General features: G+C 61.7%; 21 protein-coding genes and 1 tRNA gene. 11 read left to right on the top strand and 11 right to left on the bottom strand.

Annotation, left to right across the window (positions count from 1 at the left end; genetic code table 11):
* Positions 1–39: 39 nt before the first annotated feature.
* Together NCT03_RS03040 and NCT03_RS03045 are read right to left on the bottom strand one after the other, a co-directional pair.
* Positions 40–756, bottom strand: coding sequence for a pseudouridine synthase (locus tag NCT03_RS03040; RefSeq protein ID WP_250491901.1), 717 nt, complete (start codon positions 754–756; stop codon positions 40–42).
* A 71-nt stretch (positions 757–827) separates the two neighbouring features.
* Complete coding sequence (locus NCT03_RS03045) at positions 828–3,167, bottom strand: hypothetical protein (RefSeq protein WP_250491902.1); 2,340 nt, start codon at positions 3,165–3,167, stop codon at positions 828–830.
* Between the two features lie 278 nt (positions 3,168–3,445).
* On the opposite strand from NCT03_RS03045, the gene NCT03_RS03050 reads away from it, so the two are divergent.
* Positions 3,446–3,961 (top strand): hypothetical protein, encoded by a 516-nt coding sequence (locus NCT03_RS03050; RefSeq protein ID WP_250491903.1) that lies wholly within the window; start codon positions 3,446–3,448, stop codon positions 3,959–3,961.
* Positions 3,946–4,104 (top strand): nitrile hydratase subunit beta, encoded by a 159-nt coding sequence (locus NCT03_RS03055; RefSeq protein ID WP_250491904.1) that lies wholly within the window; start codon positions 3,946–3,948, stop codon positions 4,102–4,104. The genes NCT03_RS03050 and NCT03_RS03055 overlap by 16 nt, the downstream gene beginning before the upstream one ends.
* A 67-nt stretch (positions 4,105–4,171) precedes the next feature.
* On the opposite strand, the gene NCT03_RS03060 is transcribed toward NCT03_RS03055, so the two are convergent.
* From NCT03_RS03060 to NCT03_RS03070, 3 genes are all read right to left on the bottom strand, one after another.
* Positions 4,172–4,256, bottom strand: a tRNA-Leu gene (locus tag NCT03_RS03060).
* 104 nt (positions 4,257–4,360) lie between these two features.
* The gene (locus NCT03_RS03065; protein WP_250491905.1) at positions 4,361–5,521 is read right to left on the bottom strand and encodes an ABC transporter substrate-binding protein; all 1,161 of its coding nucleotides are present in this window, start codon (positions 5,519–5,521) and stop codon (positions 4,361–4,363) included.
* A gap of 63 nt (positions 5,522–5,584) precedes the next feature.
* Positions 5,585–6,526, bottom strand: coding sequence for a CysB family HTH-type transcriptional regulator (locus NCT03_RS03070; protein WP_250463500.1), 942 nt, complete (start codon positions 6,524–6,526; stop codon positions 5,585–5,587).
* A 254-nt stretch (positions 6,527–6,780) separates the two neighbouring features.
* On the opposite strand from NCT03_RS03070, the gene NCT03_RS03075 reads away from it, so the two are divergent.
* The 6 genes from NCT03_RS03075 to cobA all read left to right on the top strand — a co-directional run bounded on the left by NCT03_RS03075 (position 6,781) and on the right by cobA (position 12,939).
* Positions 6,781–8,457 (top strand): nitrite/sulfite reductase, encoded by a 1,677-nt coding sequence (locus NCT03_RS03075; protein ID WP_250463503.1) that lies wholly within the window; start codon positions 6,781–6,783, stop codon positions 8,455–8,457.
* A gap of 27 nt (positions 8,458–8,484) precedes the next feature.
* On the top strand, positions 8,485–9,024 hold the full coding sequence (locus tag NCT03_RS03080) for a DUF934 domain-containing protein (RefSeq protein WP_250491906.1): 540 nt from the start codon (positions 8,485–8,487) through the stop codon (positions 9,022–9,024).
* A 3-nt stretch (positions 9,025–9,027) separates the two neighbouring features.
* The gene (locus NCT03_RS03085) at positions 9,028–9,750 is read left to right on the top strand and encodes a phosphoadenylyl-sulfate reductase (protein WP_250491907.1); all 723 of its coding nucleotides are present in this window, start codon (positions 9,028–9,030) and stop codon (positions 9,748–9,750) included.
* A gap of 105 nt (positions 9,751–9,855) precedes the next feature.
* Entirely contained in the window at positions 9,856–10,818 is a 963-nt protein-coding gene (gene cysD / locus NCT03_RS03090; RefSeq protein ID WP_250491908.1) for a sulfate adenylyltransferase subunit CysD, read from the top strand.
* A gap of 26 nt (positions 10,819–10,844) precedes the next feature.
* Positions 10,845–12,170, top strand: coding sequence for a sulfate adenylyltransferase subunit 1 (locus NCT03_RS03095; protein WP_244827249.1), 1,326 nt, complete (start codon positions 10,845–10,847; stop codon positions 12,168–12,170).
* 10 nt (positions 12,171–12,180) lie between these two features.
* Positions 12,181–12,939, top strand: coding sequence for a uroporphyrinogen-III C-methyltransferase (gene cobA, locus NCT03_RS03100; RefSeq protein ID WP_250491980.1), 759 nt, complete (start codon positions 12,181–12,183; stop codon positions 12,937–12,939).
* Between the two features lie 78 nt (positions 12,940–13,017).
* Here the strand turns inward: cobA and NCT03_RS03105 are convergent, their stop codons facing one another.
* From NCT03_RS03105 to lptF, 5 genes are all read right to left on the bottom strand, one after another.
* Positions 13,018–13,419, bottom strand: a complete 402-nt coding sequence (locus NCT03_RS03105; protein WP_244827250.1) for a hypothetical protein — start codon at positions 13,417–13,419, stop codon at positions 13,018–13,020.
* Entirely contained in the window at positions 13,416–13,850 is a 435-nt protein-coding gene (locus tag NCT03_RS03110; RefSeq protein WP_244827251.1) for a hypothetical protein, read from the bottom strand. The genes NCT03_RS03105 and NCT03_RS03110 overlap by 4 nt, the downstream gene beginning before the upstream one ends.
* Positions 13,851–14,093: 243 nt before the next feature.
* Positions 14,094–14,459 carry a sirohydrochlorin chelatase gene (locus NCT03_RS03115; protein ID WP_244827974.1) on the bottom strand — a complete coding sequence of 122 codons (366 nt, stop codon included), beginning with the start codon at positions 14,457–14,459 and terminating at the stop codon, positions 14,094–14,096.
* A gap of 19 nt (positions 14,460–14,478) precedes the next feature.
* The gene (gene lptG / locus NCT03_RS03120) at positions 14,479–15,627 is read right to left on the bottom strand and encodes an LPS export ABC transporter permease LptG (protein WP_244827252.1); all 1,149 of its coding nucleotides are present in this window, start codon (positions 15,625–15,627) and stop codon (positions 14,479–14,481) included.
* A gap of 4 nt (positions 15,628–15,631) precedes the next feature.
* Positions 15,632–16,729 (bottom strand): LPS export ABC transporter permease LptF, encoded by a 1,098-nt coding sequence (gene lptF / locus NCT03_RS03125; RefSeq protein ID WP_244827253.1) that lies wholly within the window; start codon positions 16,727–16,729, stop codon positions 15,632–15,634.
* A 197-nt stretch (positions 16,730–16,926) separates the two neighbouring features.
* Here lptF and NCT03_RS03130 point away from each other — a divergent pair, with 197 nt between their 5' ends.
* From NCT03_RS03130 to NCT03_RS03140, 3 genes are all read left to right on the top strand, one after another.
* Positions 16,927–18,462: a leucyl aminopeptidase gene (locus NCT03_RS03130; RefSeq protein ID WP_250491909.1), complete on the top strand. Its 1,536-nt coding sequence runs from the start codon at positions 16,927–16,929 to the stop codon at positions 18,460–18,462.
* Positions 18,463–18,472: 10 nt separating this feature from the next.
* The gene (locus tag NCT03_RS03135; RefSeq protein WP_250491910.1) at positions 18,473–18,889 is read left to right on the top strand and encodes a DNA polymerase III subunit chi; all 417 of its coding nucleotides are present in this window, start codon (positions 18,473–18,475) and stop codon (positions 18,887–18,889) included.
* Between the two features lie 76 nt (positions 18,890–18,965).
* Entirely contained in the window at positions 18,966–19,304 is a 339-nt protein-coding gene (locus NCT03_RS03140) for a DUF2486 family protein (protein ID WP_244827256.1), read from the top strand.
* A gap of 100 nt (positions 19,305–19,404) precedes the next feature.
* Here NCT03_RS03140 and ilvD read toward each other — a convergent pair whose 3' ends face one another.
* On the bottom strand, positions 19,405–21,078 hold the full coding sequence (gene ilvD, locus NCT03_RS03145) for a dihydroxy-acid dehydratase (RefSeq protein WP_244827257.1): 1,674 nt from the start codon (positions 21,076–21,078) through the stop codon (positions 19,405–19,407).
* Positions 21,079–21,135 lie beyond the last annotated feature (57 nt).

The following is a 21,135-nucleotide window of genomic DNA, read 5'->3' on the forward strand; positions in this document are numbered from 1 at the left end:
ATGTCGTCGACCCTGAAAGTGATCGGCGCGCAGCCGATGCTATGACGTGCGTGAGTCCCGCAGCGCGGCGAGATCGGTCTCGTCGAGCCAGCGCCACGCGCCTTCGGCCAGGGACTCAGGCAAAGCATAACCGCCCACGCGCTCGCGATGCAGTTTCTCCACCCGGTTGCCGGCCGCCGCGACCATGCGCTTCACCTGATGGTATTTGCCTTCCTGCACGGTGAGTTCGAGCAGATGTTCGTCGCGTCGCGTGGCCGCGAGCGCGGCGCTCGGCTTCGTCTCGCCGTGCAACAGGACACCTTCGACGAGGCGCGCGAGTTGTGCATCGTCGATGGGGTGACGCGTCGTCGCCAAATACAGCTTCGGCACCTTGCGCTTGGGCGACGTGAAGGCATGCACGAAGGCGCCGTCATCGGAGAGCAGAAGCAGGCCGGTGGTGTCCTGATCGAGCCTGCCGACGGGCTGCACGCCGCGCTCGATCAACTGCGGCGGCAACAGGTGAAAGATGCTTAGGTGATGTTGCGGATCGCGCGAACATTCGTAGCCGGGCGGCTTGTTCAGCGCGATGTAGGCTTTCTCGCGATACGTCCAGGCGTGCCCGTCCACTTCGAATTCGGGCGATGGCGTGAGGGAAATGCTCGCGTGGGGATCGGCGCAAACATCGCCACCGATACTTACGCGGCCTTCGGCGACGAGTCCGCGGCATTGGCGGCGCGACCCGAAGCCTTGGGAGAAGAGGAGGGTTTCGAGGTCCATCGGATAGGCGGGGTTGAAGCGGCGATTCTAGCAAGCGGCGGGGGCTTGCGAGCGATTGCCCCCGCCGTTGCTCAATGCGCGTCGCCGCGACCCTTCGCCACCGTCGGCACGCCCCAGCCGAAGAGCGTCGCATTGGAACGGTCTTCCGCGAGGCTCGTCACGGGCGCGTGGTGCGATCCCACGCTCCAGCGGCCATCGAAGGTCATCGCGGGCACCGCGGGCGCCGGGATGGCCGCGCCTTGACTGAAGTAGGCGATGTTCGCTTCGTATTGCGCGGCCGTCGCGTGGCGCAGGACTGCTTGCGTTTGCGCGTTGCGCGGATCGAGCGCCACGGCGCGCCGGGCATTGCGGACCGCGCAGGACGGGTCCTTGTTCAACGGGCACGAGCGGGCGCTTGCCACGGCGCTGTCGCGGGCGCGTTCCTGGCGGGCGACATCGGCTGCGAGTTGTTGAACTTCCGGGTTGCGCGATTGGCTCGAAGCGAGGACGCGCAGGTTGCGGCGGGCGGCAGCCAGGTCGCGATTGGCGAGCGCCTGCTGGACGGCGGCGATGTTGCGGGCCACGGCGGGTGATTCTTGCGGCGGATGGGTGTCGGCGGGTTTGGCGGCGATCGATGCTGTCTTCGGTGATGGAGCGGCGGATGCGCTCGCGGCCGACGTGGTCGTGTGGTTGCGGGAAGCGTCCTGCGCGATGACGGTCGCGGCGGCTTGTGTCGATGCGAGAGGGGTCGGGGCGGGATGCGCTGCGTTTCCGGCTGCCGGGCTGTGTTGGGAGGCTTCGGGCGCGTTGGCGACTGCGATCTGCACAGCCGGCTTCGCGCTTGGCGATGCGGTCTTTGAAGCTGCCAATGTCGTCGCGTTGCTTCGCGACGTATCCGCTGCGGTGACAGCGCCGGCTGCGGTCTGCGTCGCCGGCTTCCCGCTTGCGGTTGTTTCTGATGTTGTCGTCGTCGCGTTGCTTCGCGACGTATCGGGCGTGTTGGCGCTAGCGGCTGCGGTCTGCATCACCGGCTTTGCAGTCGTCGATGCAATGCCGTTCGATGCCGCCGCGTTGCCCCGCGAAGCATCCGCCGGGGTGGCGACACCCGCTACGGTCTGCGTCGCCGGCTTCGATGACGTCGAGCCATTCTCAGGCTTCGAGTTCGCCGCCGTCTGCGTCGCAGGCGACGCGACCGCTCCAGGCGCGCTGTGAGCGGCGAGCGAAGGCGCTGCCGGTTGTGCGGCGTTCACATTCTTCTTGCCATCGGTACCGGCCGCGACTGCTTCCCGTGTGCCGATCGCATCGTTCGCGGGGGCCTTGTTCGATGAGCCGCTCGCCATCGTGGCATTGCCGGGCGATGCCGGTTTCACCGTCGATGCACCGGCGTCACCAGCACCAGCCGCATTCGACGCCAAAGCCTTGTTCTGCGATGCGCCAAGCGCGGAAACTGCCGGCGTTTGCACGGAAACAGTGCCGCCGCCCGCCGACGGCTTGCTTTGCGATACCACTGCGCCCGTCGACACACCCGCATCGGCGATCGATGCGGTTTTCACCACCGGCGTAGTCGCGGACTGCGGAGCCTGACTCGTCGACGCCAGAGCCAGAGCAGCGGATTCCGGCTCCGTTCCCATTGCGGGCTTCGCAACCGTCGAATTCCCAAGCCCGGCGTTCGTCGCACGATGATCGGCCATTGCGGTCGCCGTAGGCCGATTGCCCGACGGTGTCGCCGACGCTCCCGCTGTCACGCCGGCGATCGCCACGGAACCGCCCGCAGAGGATGCATCGGGTGCCCGACGCGAACTCGCATCGGCCGAATTCGCGCGACTAGCAAGCCTTTGCGCGTCATCTGCACGAACACGTTTCGCATCGTCGTCAGCCGATGCGAGCGTGCGTGCCTGTTCCGCGACCGCTCTCGATTGGTCGAGTCCGGCACGCTTCTCGTCGCCCGCGCCGCGCGCCGCCGACGCACCATTTCCAATCGATCCAGCCGCGCTGATCACCGGCCGGTTCGCCGTGACGCCTCCGTCCGATTGCACGTAAAGGTATCCGCCCGCGGCGAGTCCCGCGACCACGCCGCCAATGAGCACCGCCAGTCCCTTCCTCGCCGGTTTGCGCTCGGCCTCGGGCGGCAGGTCGCCCGGCTCGGCAAGACTCGGGTAGGACGTCACCATCCTGCGACGAACGAGACGCGTCAGCCAGCCCGTATCGCGCAGATCGGTGATGTCGAGTTGCCCTGGCATCGGCGCGGCGGCAGCGGCGGCTGCGGGCGCCGCGGATGCAATGGGCGCGACAGGATCGGATCGCGTCGTGAAGATCGCGCCCTGCCGATCGGACCCGCAAGAAGGGCACGTTTCTTCCTCTGCGCGCGAAACGGCGTTACAGCGGCGGCAAATCACCGAATCGAGCGTCAGCGAATATTCTGGTCGGTTCATGTCGCACCCTATTGGAGTTATGGCCCGACACATGGCGCGGGCGGGTCACGACATCGGAACTTCTAAGGAAGCCGAAAGCGGTCGCCTGCGCAGGCACGCATCCTCGCGATGCACCCTGCGCCGGAGTCCTGAATGCCGAGCGGGAGCCTATTTTTGCGACTCCCGGTGAAACGCGTCTACGCGATTGCGCACATAGGCGTAATGATCGTGTAGGGGAAAACGCGAAGTTTGAAGGCTGAATATGTGCGTTGCGCCGCATAAAACAGGTATTAGCGATCTTGTCCTGGCCGATTGGCCGACTACCCGATGCACGCGGCATCGGCGAAATTGGCGGTCAATGCAAACGAGCGGGCACGACGATGAAATCCAGTGGTCTCGAATCGACGACGCGGCAGTTGGTTCTTCTGCTGCCGATCTTCATGGGCGTGATCGAATACTTGTTACGTGTCGCGATGAGGCAGTCGGATCAGAGCGAGTTCTTTCCAATCTCGCTTGTCGCGTCGGGGATCAGTTTGAATCTTGCGGTGACCGCGTTGCCTGATGGACTACTTGAGAATGCTGCTGAATGGCAGTTGAGAAAGCATCTCAGACAGGTAATTTTTATTGCGAAACTGGGAATTTTCGCCTCGCTAGGCGGGGTGCTTCTGTGGATATACTTGCTACTGTCTTCATTCAGTGAGGACGTCAAAGCATTACTTAACATGAATTCCATCTTGGAAGCTTTGACCTACTATGTAATTTCCATGCATTTGACGCGCTACAAGGAAGAGGTGGAAAAATGTTGGACCTCGTGATCGGTTTTTTTAAGGAATATGGAATCGTGGTCGTAGTGTGCGGAGGTATGTATTTCACCATGCCTTACTACGAGCGATGGTTGCGCCGGAGGCTGATGGCAGAGCGCGCAAAAGCTGAACTCGAGGAAGGTATGAAGCGCTGAAGCTCCGCATCGGTCGCCCCAAACGCAAAAAAGCCGCTCTAAAAAGAGCGGCTTTTTTATGAATTTCTGGTGCCCAGGGCCGGAATCGAACCGGCACGCCTTGCGGCGGGGGATTTTGAGTCCCCTGCGTCTACCAATTTCACCACCTGGGCCTTCGAAATTGCCACTCGCGAGGAGCAGTAAATCGAGTCCGCGATTATGGCGCAAAAATCCGCCGTGGGCAAGCCGGTTCGACAAGCCGCCCGCAAGCACGCCTTCACTGACTCAAATAAGTGAACTGTCCGTCCTTGATCACGCCCATCACGCTTGCGCGCTGATCCAGCCCGACGTGATCCGTCGCGCTCGTATTTACGACGCCATTCGGCACCACGAGCTCATGCGCGTGCTCCAGTTCCGACCGCAAAGCCACGCGGAATTCTTTCGTACCCGGTTTCGCGGTCTTGAGCGCGCGCGCCACGGCATCCTGCAAACGCGGGTACACGCCCGCCGCATCGCCGGCAAATTGCGTCACGGTGCCCTTGCCGTACTTTTCCTCATAAGCGCTCACGAACGCCAGCGCCGCTTTCTTCGAAGGATGATCGGCCGGCAGCGTGCGCGCGACGACCACGGGCTGCGTCGGGAAGAGCGTGCCTTCCACATCCTTGCCGCCCAGCTTGATGAACTCCGGCGTCGCGATGCCGTGCGTCTGATAGATCGCGCCCTTGTAGCCGCGCTCGACCAGCGTGCGCTGCGGCAAAACGGTCGGTGTGCCCGCGCCCGCGATCAGCACCGCATCGGGCTTCGCGGACATCAGCTTGAGAATTTGCCCCGTCACGCTCGCGTCGGTCCGGTTGAAGCGCTCGCTCGCGACAATCTTGATGTGACGCAACTCCGCGAACTTGCCGAACTCGTTGAACCAGCTGTCGCCGTAGCTATCCGCGAAGCCGATGAAACCGACCGTCTTCACGCCATGATTCGCCATGTAGCGCGTCATCACGTCGGCCATGGCGCGGTCGGTCTGCGCCATCTTGAAGGCCCAGACCTTCTTGCCTTCCTGCGGCTCGACCACCGAAGCCGAACCGATCAGCGTGATCATCGGTGTCTGGTATTCCGCCACGGGATCGAGCGCCGCGAGCGCGGCCGGCGTGATGTTCGGGCCCACGATCACATCGACACGATCCTCGGTGATGAGCTTGCGGATGTTGCGCACGGCCGCGCCCGGGTCCGAACCGTCATCGAGGATGATGTACTCCGCGTTCTGCCCGGCGATGGTTTTCGGCCACATCAACATCGCGTTCTTGCTGGTGATGCCGATGGTCGCGGCGGGGCCCGTGCTCGACAGGTCCACGCCTACTTTCAGTTGCGCGTGCGCGGCAGCGGCCAGCGCGGACAAGGCAACGCCGGCCATGAGCCGGCGCGTGAACATCGACAACTTCATCGAAAAGCTCTCCAGGAGGGTGATGGGTTCTTCTGCGTCTCTATTACTCAAGACTAGTGGCGATCAGAGTTCGTAGCTTTCGTGGTCGCCCGAAAGCGCCTGCTCGATCAGCTTGCGATTCATCGACGGCGACAGCAGTTCGACGAGCGTATACACATAGCTGCGCAAATACGCGCCCTGTTTGAGCGCAAGCCGCGTCACGTTCGTGCCGAACAAGTGGCCAACCGGCATCGCGCGCAAATGCTTGTCGCGCTCCGGATTGAACGCGATGTCCGCCATGATTCCCACGCCGAGCCCGAGTTCGACATAAGTCTTGATGACATCGGCGTCGATGGCTTCGAGCACGATATCCGGCGTGAGATTGCGCAACGCAAACGCCTGATTGATCTTGCTGCGGCCGGCAAACGCCGCTTCATAAGTGATGAGCGGGTACTGCACCAGATCGTCGAGCGTGAGAAGCTTGCGTTCCAGCAGCGGATGATCGGCTGGCATGACGGCCAGATGCTGCCACTGGAAGCAGGGCAGCGAAATCAGTTCTTTATAGTTGGCGATGGCTTCCGTCGCGATAGCCACATCCGCCTGATCGTGGATGACCATTTCCGCGACTTGCGTCGGGCTGCCTTGCAGAATCGAAAGATGCACCTTGGGAAAGCGCTTCTTGAATTCCGCGATAGCCGAGGGCAGCGAGTAGCGCGCCTGAGTGTGCGTGGCGGCAATGACGAGATTGCCCTGATCTTGCGCCGCGTAGTCCTTGCCGACGCGTTTCAGGCTTTCCACTTCCTGCAGAATCTTTTCGACCGATGCGAGAATGATGCGCCCCGGCTCGGTCAGCGATCTGACACGCTTTCCGTGGCGTGTGAAAATCTCGACGCCGAGTTCATCCTCGAGCTCGATGATCGCTTTCGACACACCCGGCTGCGAGGTAAATAAAGCCTTTGCGGCCTCGGTCAGGTTGAAGTTCTGCCGCACGGCCTCGCGGACGAAGCGGAACTGGTGCAGATTCATGTAGTGCCTTCGTTTTTTGCCCTTTCGTTATTACCTGAGGGCATATCAAAGTAAGTTTTAAGTCGTTTGCAATATATAGCAGGTTTATTACTATCAGTCCAATTTTTCCAATATCCATATCTGTTTTTGTCATTAGCTAATGAATTAAGCGTCGGAACGGCGCTTGCGATGACGAATCAATATGGAATGGCTGAATTCTCAACGCGCCGCGTAACCTAGGACGCAGGCGTTCGAACTAAAACTTGGGGCCCCGAATGTACCAATACGATCAGATCGACCAGCGCATCGTCGACGAACGTGTCGCGCAATACGCCGACCAGGTTCGCCGTCGCTTGTCGGGCGAGTTGAGCGAAGAGGAATTCCGTCCGCTGCGTCTGCAGAACGGCCTGTACATGCAGCGTCACGCCTACATGCACCGCATCGCGATTCCGTACGGCAATCTGCGCAGCGACCAGATGCGCATGCTCGCCACCATCGCGCGCGAGCACGATCGTGGGTACGGCCACTTTTCCACGCGTACCAACATCCAGTTCAACTGGGTCGAGTTGGAAGAGACGCCCGAGATTCTGCGCAAGCTGGCATCGGTGCAAATGCACGCCATTCAGACGTCGGGTAACTGCATCCGCAACATCACGGCGGATCAGTTTGCGGGCGTGGCGCCGGACGAACTCGTCGATCCGCGTCCGTGGGCCGAGATTCTGCGTCAATGGTCGACGTTCCACCCCGAGTTCGCATGGCTGCCGCGCAAGTTCAAGATCGCGGTGTGCGGCTCGGAAGAAGATCGCGCGGCCACGCAGGTGCACGATCTGGGCGTCTATCTGAAGAAGAACGAAGCGGGCGAAGTCGTCGCGAGCATTCTCGCGGGCGGCGGGCTCGGCCGCACGCCGATCGTCGGCGCGGTCATCAAGGAAGACTTGCCCTGGCAGCATCTCATTACGTATTGCGAAGCCGTGCTGCGCGTGTACAACCGCTACGGCCGCCGCGACAATATGTATAAGGCGCGTATCAAGATTCTCGTGAAGGCGCTGTCGCCGGAGAAGTTCGCGAAGCAGGTCGAGGAAGAGTGGCAGCATCTGAAGGACGGCCCTTCGACCATCACGGCGGAAGAAGTCGCACGCGTGTCGCAGTACTTTGCGCCGCCTGCCTACGAAAAGCTGCCGGATACCGACGCCTCGTATGAAAAGCATCTGATCGACAGCAAGCCGTTCGCGCGCTGGGTCGAGCGCAATGTGCGTCCGCATAAGGTGTCGGGCTACGCGTCCGTCACGCTGTCGCTCAAGCCTACCGGCATTGCGCCGGGCGACGCCACCGACCAGCAGATGGACGATGTCGCCGCTATCGCCGATGAATTCTCCTTCGGTGAGATTCGCGTATCGCACGAGCAAAATCTCATTCTCGCCAACGTCAGGAAGCACGATCTGTACGCCGTGTGGGAACGCGCCAAGGCGGTGGGTTTCGCGACCTCGAACGTCGGTTTGCTGACCGATATCATCGCGTGCCCGGGCGGCGATTTCTGCTCGCTCGCGAATGCGAAGTCCATTCCCATCGCGCAAGCCATTCAAGAGCGCTTCAGCAACGCCGACTACGTGTACGACTTGGGCGACCTGTCGCTCAACATCTCGGGCTGCATCAACGCGTGCGGTCACCACCACGTCGGCAACATCGGCGTGCTGGGCGTCGATAAGGACGGCTCGGAGTGGTATCAGGTGACGCTAGGCGGCGAGCAAAGCTCGGGCGCGACCGGCGCGCATCTCGGCAAGGTCATCGGCCCGTCTTTCTCGGCGCATGAAATGCCGGATGTCGTGTCGAGCGTGATCGACACCTTCGTCGACAACCGCATGGAAGGCGAGCGTTTCATCGAGACGTATAACCGCATCGGCATGACGCCGTTCAAGGAGCGCGTGTACGCATCGCGCCAGGCGCACGCTTAAACGTCGACGAGACCGAGGACTTTGCAGATGGCTTTGATTATCAAGAACCGCTCCGTCGTCAATGACGATTTCACCGTGGTCCGTGCCGCCGAAGACGGCGCGCTGCCCGCACTCGATGCGCTGCCCGCCGGCAAGTTGCTCGTGCCGTTCGCGTTGTGGAAGGAGCATCGTGCGGCGCTCGTCGCGGCGCATTCGAAGGACGAACTCGGCGTGTGGCTCGCGCCCGACGACGAACCCGCCGATCTCGTCGCCGATTTCGGCGACATCGCCGTGATCGCCGTCGATTTTCCAGTGTTCCGCGATGGCCGCGGCTTCTCCATCGGCCGCTTGCTGCGCGAGCGTTATCAGTGGACGGGTGAGTTGCGCGCAATCGGCGACGTGCTGCGCGATCAGTTGCTGTTCCACGCGCGCTGCGGCTTCGACGCATTCGCTGTGCGCGAAGACAAGGACATCAACGACGCGCTCAACGCGTTCAACGAGTTCACGGAGCGCTATCAAGGCGCGACCGACGATCTCGAACCGCTGTTTCGCCGTCGCAGCGCGGTTCTCGCGACGCTTGGAGCCTGAGGCATGACTCCCGAATTGCAAGCCAAGGTTGCACGCCTCGACGCGCTGCTCGATTCGATCGCAGCGCGCCATGAGCGCGTCAAGCTAGCCAGCAGCCTCGCCGCCGAAGACATGGTGCTCACGCACGCCATTCTGTCGCGCGAGGTGAATATCGGCATCTTCTCGCTGAACACGGGCCGTCTGCACGCGGAAACGCTCGGCATGCTGGACACGGTCAAGGCGCGTTATGGCTACGGCATCGAGCAGTTTCATCCGCGCCAAGATGCCGTCGATGCCTACGTCCGCGATCACGGCCTCAACGCGTTCTACGAGAGCATTGATTTACGCAAAAGCTGCTGCCATATCCGCAAGGTGGAGCCGCTCAATCGCGCGCTTTCGGATGTGTCGGCGTGGGTAACGGGGCAGCGCCGCGAGCAGTCGGTGACGCGCACCGAACTCCACGAGGAAGAGCACGACGCGCCGCGCGGCATCGCCAAGTTCAACCCGCTCGCGGACTGGACCGAAAGCGATGTCTGGGACTACTTGAAGGCCTTCGACGTGCCGGTGAATCCGCTGCATGCGCGCGGTTATCCGAGCATAGGCTGCGAGCCATGCACGCGCGCCGTGCGCCCCGGCGAAGATAGCCGCGCCGGCCGCTGGTGGTGGGAATCGCGCGATACGAAAGAATGCGGCCTGCACATCACGAACATCAAGATCGTCGAAGAAGCCCCGAGTTCGGCTATCTGAATCATCGAGGTGCTCAAAGAGAAGCGCCCGGTACGAACACTGTCACTGAACGCGGCGTCAAAGCGCCACAAACGCATGACGCAGCCAATAAAAGGATCGACGCATATGAGCACCACGCTCGACTCTACCGTCACCGCCCCGATTACCAATCAGGCGACCCGGATGGACCATCTCGACTGGCTCGAAGCCGAGTCGATCCACATCCTGCGCGAACTCGTCGCGGAGTGCAGCAAGCCCGCGCTTCTGTTCTCGGGCGGCAAGGACTCGGTCGTCGTGCTGCATCTGGCGCTTAAGGCATTCGGTCTCGGCGCGGGCCGCAAGACCGTGCTGCCGTTTCCGCTCGTCCATATCGACACCGGCCATAACTTCGGCGAAGTGATCGAGTTTCGCGACCGGCGCGCGGCTGAAATCGGCGCGGAACTGGTCGTCGGCCACGTCGAGGATTCGATCAAGAAGGGCACCGTGCGTCTGCGTCGCGAAAGCGATTCGCGCAACGCCGCGCAAGCGGTGACACTGCTCGAAACCATCGAGCAATACGGCTATACGGCGCTGATCGGCGGCGCGCGCCGCGACGAAGAGAAGGCGCGTGCGAAGGAACGTATTTTTTCGTTCCGCGACGAATTCGGCCAGTGGGACCCGAAGGCGCAGCGTCCGGAACTGTGGAGCATCTATAACGCGCGTCTGCATCCGGGCGAACACTTGCGCGTGTTCCCCATCTCCAATTGGACCGAACTCGACGTGTGGCAATACATTGCGCGCGAGAAACTCGATCTGCCGTCCATCTATTACGCGCATGAGCGCGAGATCGTGCGCCGCAACGGCCTGCTCGTGCCCGTGACGCCGCTCACTCCGGTGCGCGACGGCGAAACCGCCGAGATGGCGCAAGTGCGCTTCCGGACGGTCGGCGACATCAGCTGCACGTGCCCGGTTTCGAGCGATGCCGACGACGTCGAAAAGATCATCGCCGAAACGGCCGTGACGGAAATCACCGAACGCGGCGCCACGCGCATGGACGATCAGGCTTCCGAAGCCGCGATGGAACAGCGCAAGAAGCAAGGTTATTTCTGAAGCCACGCCCCCAAGGAACGAACGAAATGAGCATCTATCAAGCTGAAGACCTGGGCGTGTTGCGCTTCATCACGGCGGGCAGTGTCGACGACGGCAAGAGCACGCTGATCGGCCGCCTGCTGTACGACAGCAAGGCCGTGTTGTCGGACCAGTTGTCCGCCATCTCGCGCGCCAAGAACAAGCGCACCGTGGGCGATGAGATCGACTTGTCGTTGCTGACCGACGGCCTCGAAGCCGAGCGCGAGCAGGGCATTACCATCGACGTCGCGTATCGTTATTTCGCGACCGCGAAGCGCAAGTTCATCATCGCGGATACGCCGGGTCACGAGCAGTACACGCGCAACATGGTGACGGGCGCATCGACGGCGCATGCGGCGATCATTCTCGTCGACGCGACGCGCGTCACGTTCGACAACGGCGACGCTCAACTCCTGCCGCAGACCAAGCGCCATAGCGCGATTGTCAAGTTGCTCGACTTGCAGCACGTGATTGTCGCGATCAACAAGATGGATCTGGTCGAGTACAGCGAAGCGCGCTTCAACGAAATTCGCGACGCGTACGTCGTGCTCGCGCGTCAGCTTGGAATCGCGGATGTGCGCTTCGTGCCGGTGTCGGCGTTGAAGGGCGACAACATTGTGTCCGCGAGCGAACGCATGCCGTGGTATGCGGGCGAGCCGCTGCTCGACTTGCTCGAATCGCTGCCGGTCGCGCAGCCCGTCGATCAGGCGCTGCGTTTCCCGGTGCAATGGGTCGCGCGTCAGGACGGCTCTCAAGCCGACGATTTTCGCGGCTACATGGGCCGCGTCGAAGCGGGCGAAGTGCGTCTAGGTGACGCCATCACCGTGCTGCCGGCGAATCGCCAGGCGACGGTCGCCGAGATCATCGCGCCGGTGCCGGGCGGCGTTGCGCCGGTGGATCGCGCGTTTGCCGGCCAGACGGTGACCATTCGTCTCGCCGAGGATGTCGATGTCTCGCGTGGCGATACCTTCGTGCCGCGCGCGGAGAGCGAAGCGCAGACGGTCGAACCCGCGAAGAAGCTCGAAGCGGATCTGTGCTGGTTCGACGAAGAGCCGCTTTCGCAGCAGCGCAAGTATTTGTTGAAGCAGACGACAAACACCGTGTTCGCGCGGATCGGCGCGGTGAAGGAAGTGCTGGATGTGCATACGCTGTCGCATTCGGTCGATCGCAATACACTCGCCATGAACGATATCGGCCGCGTGGCGTTGACCTTGCAGAAGCCGCTCGTCGCGGACTTGTACGAGACGCATCAGGGCACGGGCGCGTTCGTCTTGATCGACGAGGCGACGCATCACACGGTCGCAGCCGGTATGATTCGCGCAATCTCAGCCTGAGTGCATGCAAATGGGTAAGGTCTATCTGATCGGAGCAGGGCCGGGCGCGGCGGATCTCATCACCGTGCGCGGCATGCGTTTGCTCGAACAGGCCGACGTGGTGCTGCACGACGCGCTCGTCGAACCTTCGATGCTCGACTACGCGCCGAACGCACGCAAGATCGCGGTCGGCAAGCGTTGCGGGCAGCGTTCCACGGCGCAGCATTTCATCAGCAAGCAGATCGTCGATGCCGCTTTGGAACACGGTCTCGTCGTGCGTCTAAAGGGCGGCGATCCGATGCTTTTCGGCCGCGCGGATGAAGAGATGCGCGCGCTGGAGGCGGCGGGTATCGACTATGAAGTGGTACCGGGCATCACGGCGGCGCTCGCCAGCGCGGCGACGCTCAAGCGCTCGCTGACCTTGCGAGGCGTGGCGCGCAGTGTCGCGCTGGCGACGCACAGTCGCGCCGCCGACAGCGACGATATCCGCGAGCAGGCGCAGGCGGATTCGCTCGTGTTCTACATGGGCCGAGACAGCGCGCCGGACATTGCCCAACAGTTGATCGATGCGGGACGGCCGGGTTCGACGCCGGTGGCGATCGTCGAGGCGTGCAGCACGCCGCGCGAGCGCACGCTTACGCTGACGCTGGCGCGCATGGCGCTAGGCGAGGCGCAGGAATGGCTCGATGCATCGCAGCCGAGTTTGCTGATGATAGGCGAGGCGTTTCGGGATCGCGACGCGGTGGCGAAGCCGAAGGTGCATTTGAAGGGGATGCAGGCGGCGGCTTGAGGCGGACGGCTGAACTCTGGAACGAGCCTGGTTGCGGGCCAATCGCGTTGCCTGGAGCGGACGATTGCGATGTGCTTATCAGGCAGCGCGGCCACGCTTATGCCGCAACTCGCCGACATAAACGCTTGATGACGAACTTGCAGAACTCGATCTGGCGTTAGAGAGAACCGAAGCCGCTAACGATTTTCCGCCGGCTTGCCGGCGTGCCGCCTTCGATAAATCTAACTGCAATTCCGCAAGCAATTCCCTTCGAAGTTCCTTGTGAAGTCCATTCAACCGATCTTCTTGCTGTCGAACCAGTTGCTCGACTTGACGCCGAAGCTCCTCGGCCGACACCGGTTCCGCAACTGCCTGTTCTTCACTCAACTTGGCGACGTGTTCGCGATAAAAGTAGGCAAGCGTCTGCACTACAGCGAACGCGATCGCTGCAATGACGAGCGTGCCGTAATTCCCTTGAAGCGCAGTCAGAATATTTATCATGTCGTCAGGCGTTTGAGCTCGGACAGCGATACTGCAAAAAAATAATACACCACTGAAATCGATTTGGTCGAGCTCCAGCCAAACAGAGTGAGTCCCAGCCAACCTTTATAAATTCCGGAAAGCGACGCACCGAGTATCTGATGCCACAAAGGCATGCCGATGAGAGCCAAGGCAGCCGCCATGGCCACGAGCGTAACGTCGCACCGATATCGAAACTTTTCGGCGGCTCCTGCCGTAACTGCTGGCTCCTTGCGTGCAAGGCACAGTGAGGTGAGCAGGGCGATCGCGCTTAGCATAAGCCCGGGCGCCAAAAACGCCTCTGGATCTTTCTCTTTGAACGCCTGGTGAACGGTCAGCTCGAAGCTTCCCAGCCAGAACGGCAGTGCATAAATAAAGACACGAACGAAAGAGTTATAAACGTAACGCGCCATGCAAGGAGTTGATGCGGGTTATCTCGATGTTTCGCTGAAAGCCAGAGTTGCAGGCAGCAGTCTCGTGAAGCTGACGTTGACCGTTGCCCTGAGTGGTGGAGTTGGCTGGCCAGCATTCCTGAACTCGATAAAGATCGTAGCATCGTCAGTAATGCTAGGCATTGAGTAAAAGACGAAAGCGATATGCAGCGCTTCAAATTCTCGGCAAGCCAACGATACGTGAGCCTTGAGTCTGACCGGCCCTCAAACCTGCCGCAAACAATACTCCGCGACCGCATCCAGCACCGCATCATCCTCGCCGACCGCCGTCGCGCAATGAATCGCGACGGAGGGATGCGCCGCGCGACACGTCTCGATTACCGCCGGCAAGTCACGCCTCACATGACCGCCTTGCCCGAAGAACACGGGCACCACGGTAACGGCATCGCAACCTTCTTCAGCCAATTGCGTCACCGCCGAAGGCAGATCCGGCGTCATCAACTCCAGAAACGCAAGCGCAACCGGCTCGTCGCGCCCGGCACGCAGGCGCGACGCAAGCCGTTCGAACGGCTCCGCCCAACGTGGATCGCGTGCGCCGTGTCCGAACAGTACGATGCCGTGCTTGCCCATCATCTTCTCCCGAAGAAACTCAGTGCCGCTCGACCCACTTGAGCCCCAGCAAGCCAATCGCAAGATAGGCGAGGGCAGGCGCGGCCGCAGTAATCGGAGCCGGCCACGTATTCAAGGTCCCGATGTGCGAGAAGAGCGTATTGAATAGCTGAAAACTCATCCCGATCATGATGCCGCCGAACACCTTCACGCCGACCACGCCAGCCCGCGTGTGCAAATATGCGAACGGCAGCGACAGCACCAGCATGACGAACACCGCGAACGGATAAAGAATCTTGCGCCAGAACGCAATCTCGTAACGCTGCGTGTCCTGATGATTTTCCGTCAAGTGCTGGATATAGCGAAACAGGTTGAACATCGACATGCGATCCGGCGACACCAGCAGCACCGACAGAATCTGCGGCGTAAGCTCGGAACGCAGCGAGTACTCCGGCAGCGTGGTTTGCTTCGCGTTGTAGATAGGATTGAGCGCATCGTTAGGATTGATGGCCGCGAGCGGCGCATCGACCAGTTGAGTGTCCGTTACCCCTGTCAGCTTCCAGTGGCCCGGCGGCTCGAAGACGCCACTCTGCGCTATACGCACATTGGTGAGACGGAACTTCGAATCGAATTCATAGATACGCACGTTGGCGATCGTCGTATCCGGGTTCAACGTACCCACGTTGACGAAGCGCGTGACTTGCTCGCCGTTCTCCTTCGCGGTCAGCGTGTCCTTTACCCACACGCCCGACTGGAAATTCGACGAGACCGACGACCCCAGCGCCTCCAGACGCACGCGCTCCGACAACTGATCCGCGTAAGGCCCAACCACTTCGCCGATGATATACGTCACCAGCACGAGCGGAATCCCGATCTTCAAGAGCGAACGCAATGCCGTGCCCGTCGAGAGTCCCGACACGCGGAAGATGGTGAATTCGGACGCCGCCGCCATCTGCGCGAAGACATAAATGGCCGAGATGAGCGCAGCAACCGGAATGATTTCGTAGAAGCGCGAAGGCGTCTGCAAGGCCACGCGCAATATCGCGAGCGTGAACTTGTAGTTGCCATGCCCCACGGTGTTCAGTTCGTTGATCAGGTCGAAGAAAAAGAACAGGCCCGAGAAAGCGAACAGAATGAAGATGAACGCCAGATAGATCTGGCGCGCGAAGTATCGTTCGTAGATGCGCATTGCGTCAGGCTCCCTTCGAACGCGTGAACGTCGAGAGCGTGAAAAGTGGCCGGTTGCGCACGCGCAGCCAGAAGATGAACGCCACGAGTGCCGCCACCAGTAAATGCAGGCCCACGAGTCCCACGCCGAACGACATCTTTCCCTGCTCGATCCATGACTGGACCACGTTCAGCAAATTCGAATAGGTCAGATAGATGAGCACGGCCATCACGAGATTGATGGTGCGGCTGCGGCGCGGGTTCTGATAAGACAGCGGAATGGCGAGCAGCATCAGGTTGATGGCGATGAGCGGCAGACCCAGGCGCCACGCGAATTCCGCGAGGTTGTCCTTGCTTGGATTGGCAAGCAGGTCGGGCGTGGAGATGCCGGTGGTGGTCGGCGTGTTGACGACCTGATGACTCATTATCTTCACACCGTAGCGCTCGAACTCCGTGATGCGGAAATTCGGCTGGCCGGGCTCGCCATCGTAACGACGTCCGTTTTCCAGCACGATGAAGCGGTCACCGTCGGGGCGCGTCTCCGTGTGTCCGTTCTTCGAGACGATGACGTTGACCTTGCCGCCTTCGGTGCTCGTGACGAACACGTTCTCCACTTGCGACTGATCGGGCGACATCTTCTCGATGAAGAACACGCGATGACTCGAAGGCGATTCGCGGAACTGGCCCGGCGCGAGCAGCGACACTTCATCGCGTTGCTGGAAGCGCGCCTTGATGAGTTTGCTCTGCTGATTCGACCACGGCCAGCCGACGAACGCGAAGAAGACGATAAGGATGATGATCGGCGTGGAAAACACCGCGATGGGCTTGATGAGCTGCGTCTGGCTCACGCCCGAGGCAAGCCACACGACCATCTCCGAGTCGCGATACCAACGCGTCAGCACGAAGAGGATGGAAACGAACAGCGTCACGATCAGCATGACCGCGAGATAGCCGATCACGGTGAGCCCGATCAGCACGACGACATCGCGCGGGTCGACCTGGCCCGATGCCGCGAAGCCGACGATACGGATCATCATCGTCGTGAGCATGATCGTGAGCAGCACCATGAATACGGCGCCGGCCGTATACGCGAGTTCGCGCTGCAGGGAGCGTTCGAAGATCATTGAATTTAGCTGAATTTAGCTGAAGGCCGGCGGCGATGCGGCGTAACGAACATGCCCTGCAACAACAAGAAGTAGATGCAGTAGCAATGCAATCGTTCCCCGAGTCAGTCGGGCTTTGCCTGTGACCGCCGCGGAAAAAATAGCGGATAATTGCGGCTTTCATCCTTCAGCCCAGATTTTATCCGAGGATAAGCGCGATGGACTTTAGCATAAAAGCCTGTGATTGGAGCAAAGGCGAGGCAAATGGTTTCCTCACCGGGAAGTCAGATGTGATCGTGCTCGGCATCTTCGAAGCACAGACGTTGACAGGCGCCGCACGCGACATGGATGTCGCCACCAAAGGGCTCGTTTCGCGCGTCGTTAAGGCCGGCGACATGAACGGCCGCGCAGGCACCACGCTCCTCATTCCCGAAGTCACCGGCATTGGCGCATCGCGCATCTTGCTCGTCGGACTCGGCAAGCAGGACGCCTTCAATCAGAAAGCATATGGCGAGGCAGTACGTGCCGCGTGGCGCGTGATCCTCGGCGCCAAGATCGTCCAGGCTACTTTTACGCTTGCGCAGTTGCCCATTCAGGAACGCAGCGGCGACTGGGGCGTGCGCGCCGCCATCCTCGCATTGCGCGAACTGACCTACAAGTTCACGCAGATGAAGAGCAAGCCCGACAACAGCGCGCGCTCGCTCAAGAAGATCGTCTTCAGTGTCGATCCCGCCGATGAAAAAGCCGCGAAGGCCGCAGCCAGGCAAGGCGTGGCGATCGCCAACGGCATGGACCTCACGCGCGATCTCGGCAACCTGCCGCCGAATGTCTGCACGCCGACTTATCTCGGCCAGACCGCGAAGAAGCTCGGCCGCGACTGGAAGCTGAAAGTCGAAGTGCTCGGCCAGAAGCAGATCGAAGCGCTCAACATGGGCTCGTTCCTGTCGGTGGCGAAGGGTTCGGTGGAACCGCCGCAATTCATCGTCATCCATTATCAGGGCGCGGGCGGGACCGAGTCCGGCAAGGCGAAGGGCAAGAACGCGCCGGTCGTGCTGGTCGGCAAGGGCATCACGTTCGATACGGGCGGCATCTCCATCAAGCCTGGCGATTCCATGGACGAGATGAAGTACGACATGTGCGGCGCGGGCTCGGTATTCGGCACGCTGCGCGCCGTCGCCGAGATGGGGCTCAAGCTGAACGTCGTCGGTGTCATCCCGACTTGCGAGAACATGCCCGCGGGCAACGCGCTCAAGCCGGGCGATATCGTCACCGCGATGAACGGCGCGACCATCGAAGTGCTCAACACCGACGCCGAAGGCCGTCTCATTCTGTGCGACGCGCTGACCTACGCGGAGCGCTTCAAGCCCGCCGCCGTCGTCGACATCGCGACACTTACCGGCGCTTGCGTCATCGCGCTCGGCCATCACAACACGGGCCTGTTCTCGAAGGACGACGCGCTCGCCGGCGAATTGCTCGATGCCTCGCGCGAAGCCGTCGATCCGGCGTGGCGTCTGCCGCTCGACGACGAGTATCAGGATCAGCTCAAGTCGAATTTCGCGGATGTCGCGAATATCGGCGGGCGTCCGGGCGGCAGCATCACGGCGGCGTGCTTCCTGTCGCGTTTCGCGCAGAGCTATCCGTGGGCGCATCTGGATATCGCCGGGACCGCGTGGAAGAGCGGCGCGGCGAAGGGTGCCACGGGCCGTCCCGTGCCGCTGCTCTCGCAGTTCCTGATCGATCGCGCGGGCCAGTGAGCGTAAGGCCGTGACGCGCATCGACTTTCACACCAACGTGGGCGATTCGCTCGCCTACGCCTGCCGCCTCGCGCGCAAGGCGTATGCGAGCGGGCGCGCGCTCGTCGTCCTTGCCGAGCCGCGCCGTCTCGCCGAATTCGACGAGCAGTTGTGGACCTTTGCGCCGCTCGAATTCGTGCCGCACTGCATGGCGAAAAGCCCGCTTGCGGCCGAGACGCCGGTCGTGCTCACGTCGAATCTGGATGACGCGCCGCATCATCAGGTGCTCGTCAATCTCGGCGTGCCGGTGTCCGCGCAATTCGCGCGCTTCGAGCGGCTCGTGGAGATCGTCGGCAACGAGGACGACGAACTCGCGTCCGGGCGCGAGCGCTTCCGGTTCTATCGGGATCGCGGTTACGCCATCGAAACGCACAAGCAAGGCGGTTGAGCGAACATAGCGCGCCGTCGCGGGGCATTACGATTGGCGCACAACACAGGCTCATCACGCGACGGACGGAGACACCATGACCAAAACACCTGAATCCTTCGATACGTCCATCCCCGTTCTCACCGATGTCGTCGTGCCCGGCAAGCCGGAATATGCGCGCGCGGCATCGGCGGAAGCGGCATTCGAATACGATGCCGCGCTGGTCGCCGAACGCCTGCGCGCGCGCGTCACGCAGTATCTGGACACCGATGCCCGCGCGCTGATCGCGGCGCGCTGCGAGGAAGTGCTGCGCGAACATACGCAGACGCTCGTCGAGGACATCACGCGCGAAGTGGCGGTGGCGCTGGATGGACGCTTGCGCGAGTGGGTGGGAGCGGCGGTGGAAGAGGAGTTGCGGCGGCAGCGGGAAGAGTGAGCGGGGCCTGCCAACGGCTCCGAACGAAAAAAGCCGCTACGAAGATCATTCGTAGCGGCTTTTTAACGCCGGGCGCTCGCCTTTCCTGGCTGGACCCACTTCAGCCCGTTACCGCCCCGCGATTGGCCGGCAACGCCAACGCCGCATACTTTGCCAGCACGCCGCGCGTATAACGCGGCGCCGGCTTCGTCCACAGCGCGCGGCGGCGCGCGATCTCCGCGTCATCCACGTTCAATTGCAGCAGCAGCTTGTGCGCGTCGATGGTGATCGAATCGCCTTCCTGCACGAGCCCGATGGTCCCGCCCGCGAACGCTTCCGGCGCGACGTGGCCCACGACCATGCCCCACGTGCCACCAGAAAAACGCCCGTCGGTGATGAGGCCGACGGTTTCGCCCAACCCCTTGCCGATGATCGCCGACGTCGGCGCGAGCATTTCCGGCATGCCGGGGCCGCCTTGCGGGCCGAGATAGCGCAGCACGACGACATCGCCGGGCTTGATCTTGTCGGCGAGAATCGCGTCCATCGCGCTTTGCTCGTCTTCGAACACGCGCGCCGGGCCCGTGATGACCGGGTTCTTCAAGCCCGTGATCTTCGCCACCGCGCCGTCTTCCGCGAGATTGCCACGCAGGATCGCAAGGTGGCCTTCCTTGTACAACGCCTGCTCGATCGGAAAAATCACCTTCTGATCCGCGCGCGGCTTGCTCGGCACGTCCTTCAGTTCCTCGGCGAGCGTGCGGCCCGTGATCGTGATGCAGTCGCCGTGCAGCATGCCCGCATCGAGCAGGATCTTCATCACCTGCGGAATGCCGCCCGCCTTGTGCAAGTCGGTCGCGACATATTGGCCCGACGGCTTCAGGTCGCAGATCACCGGCACTTTCTTGCGCATGCGCTCGAAGTCGTCGATGCTCCATTCGACTTCCGCCGCATGCGCGATAGCCAGATAGTGCAGTACGGCATTGGTGGAACCGCCCGTCGCCATGATGAGCGCCACGGCGTTTTCAATCGACTTCTTGTTGATGATATCGCGCGGCTTCAGATCTTTCTTCACGGCCTCCACGAGCACGCGCGCCGATTCGCCGGCGGAATCGACCTTCTCCTGATCCGGGTTCGCCATCGTCGAGGAATAGAGCAGCGACATGCCGAGCGCCTCGAACGAGGAGCTCATGGTGTTGGCCGTGTACATGCCGCCGCACGAACCGGTGGACGGACACGCGTTCTTCTCGACACCCTTGAAATCTTCCTCCGACATGCGCCCGGCCGTGAACTCGCCGACCGCCTCGAACGACGACACGATGGTCAGGTCCTTGCCCTTCCAGTTGCCCGGCCGAATGGTGCCGCCGTACACGTAGATGCCCGGCACGTTCATGCGCGCGAGGCCGATCATGCCGCCCGGCATATTCTTGTCGCAGCCGCCGATCACGACTACGCCGTCCATCCACTGTCCCTGCACGGCCGTTTCGATACAGTCGGCGATGACTTCGCGCGAGACGAGCGAGTACTTCATGCCTTCGGTGCCCATCGACATGCCGTCCGAAATGGTCGGCGTCCCGAAGATTTGCGGATTCGCGTCGGACTTGCGAATGGATTCGACGGCGGCATCGGCGAGACGCTGCAGACCCGCGTTGCACGGCGTGATGGTGGAGTGACCGTTGGCGATACCGATCATCGGCTTGTCGAAGTCTTCCTCCTTGTAACCGAGGGCGTAGTACATCGAGCGGTTGGGCGAACGTGCGACGCCCTGCGTGATGTGTTTCGAGCGGCGATTGAAGGGCATGGCTGCCTCCTGAGGGGATCGTGGTTCTTGGTGTGGTGCAGGAAGAATGCAGTGTCG

This window comes from Caballeronia sp. GAWG1-1, from assembly GCF_023631465.1.
Lineage (GTDB): Bacteria > Pseudomonadota > Gammaproteobacteria > Burkholderiales > Burkholderiaceae > Caballeronia.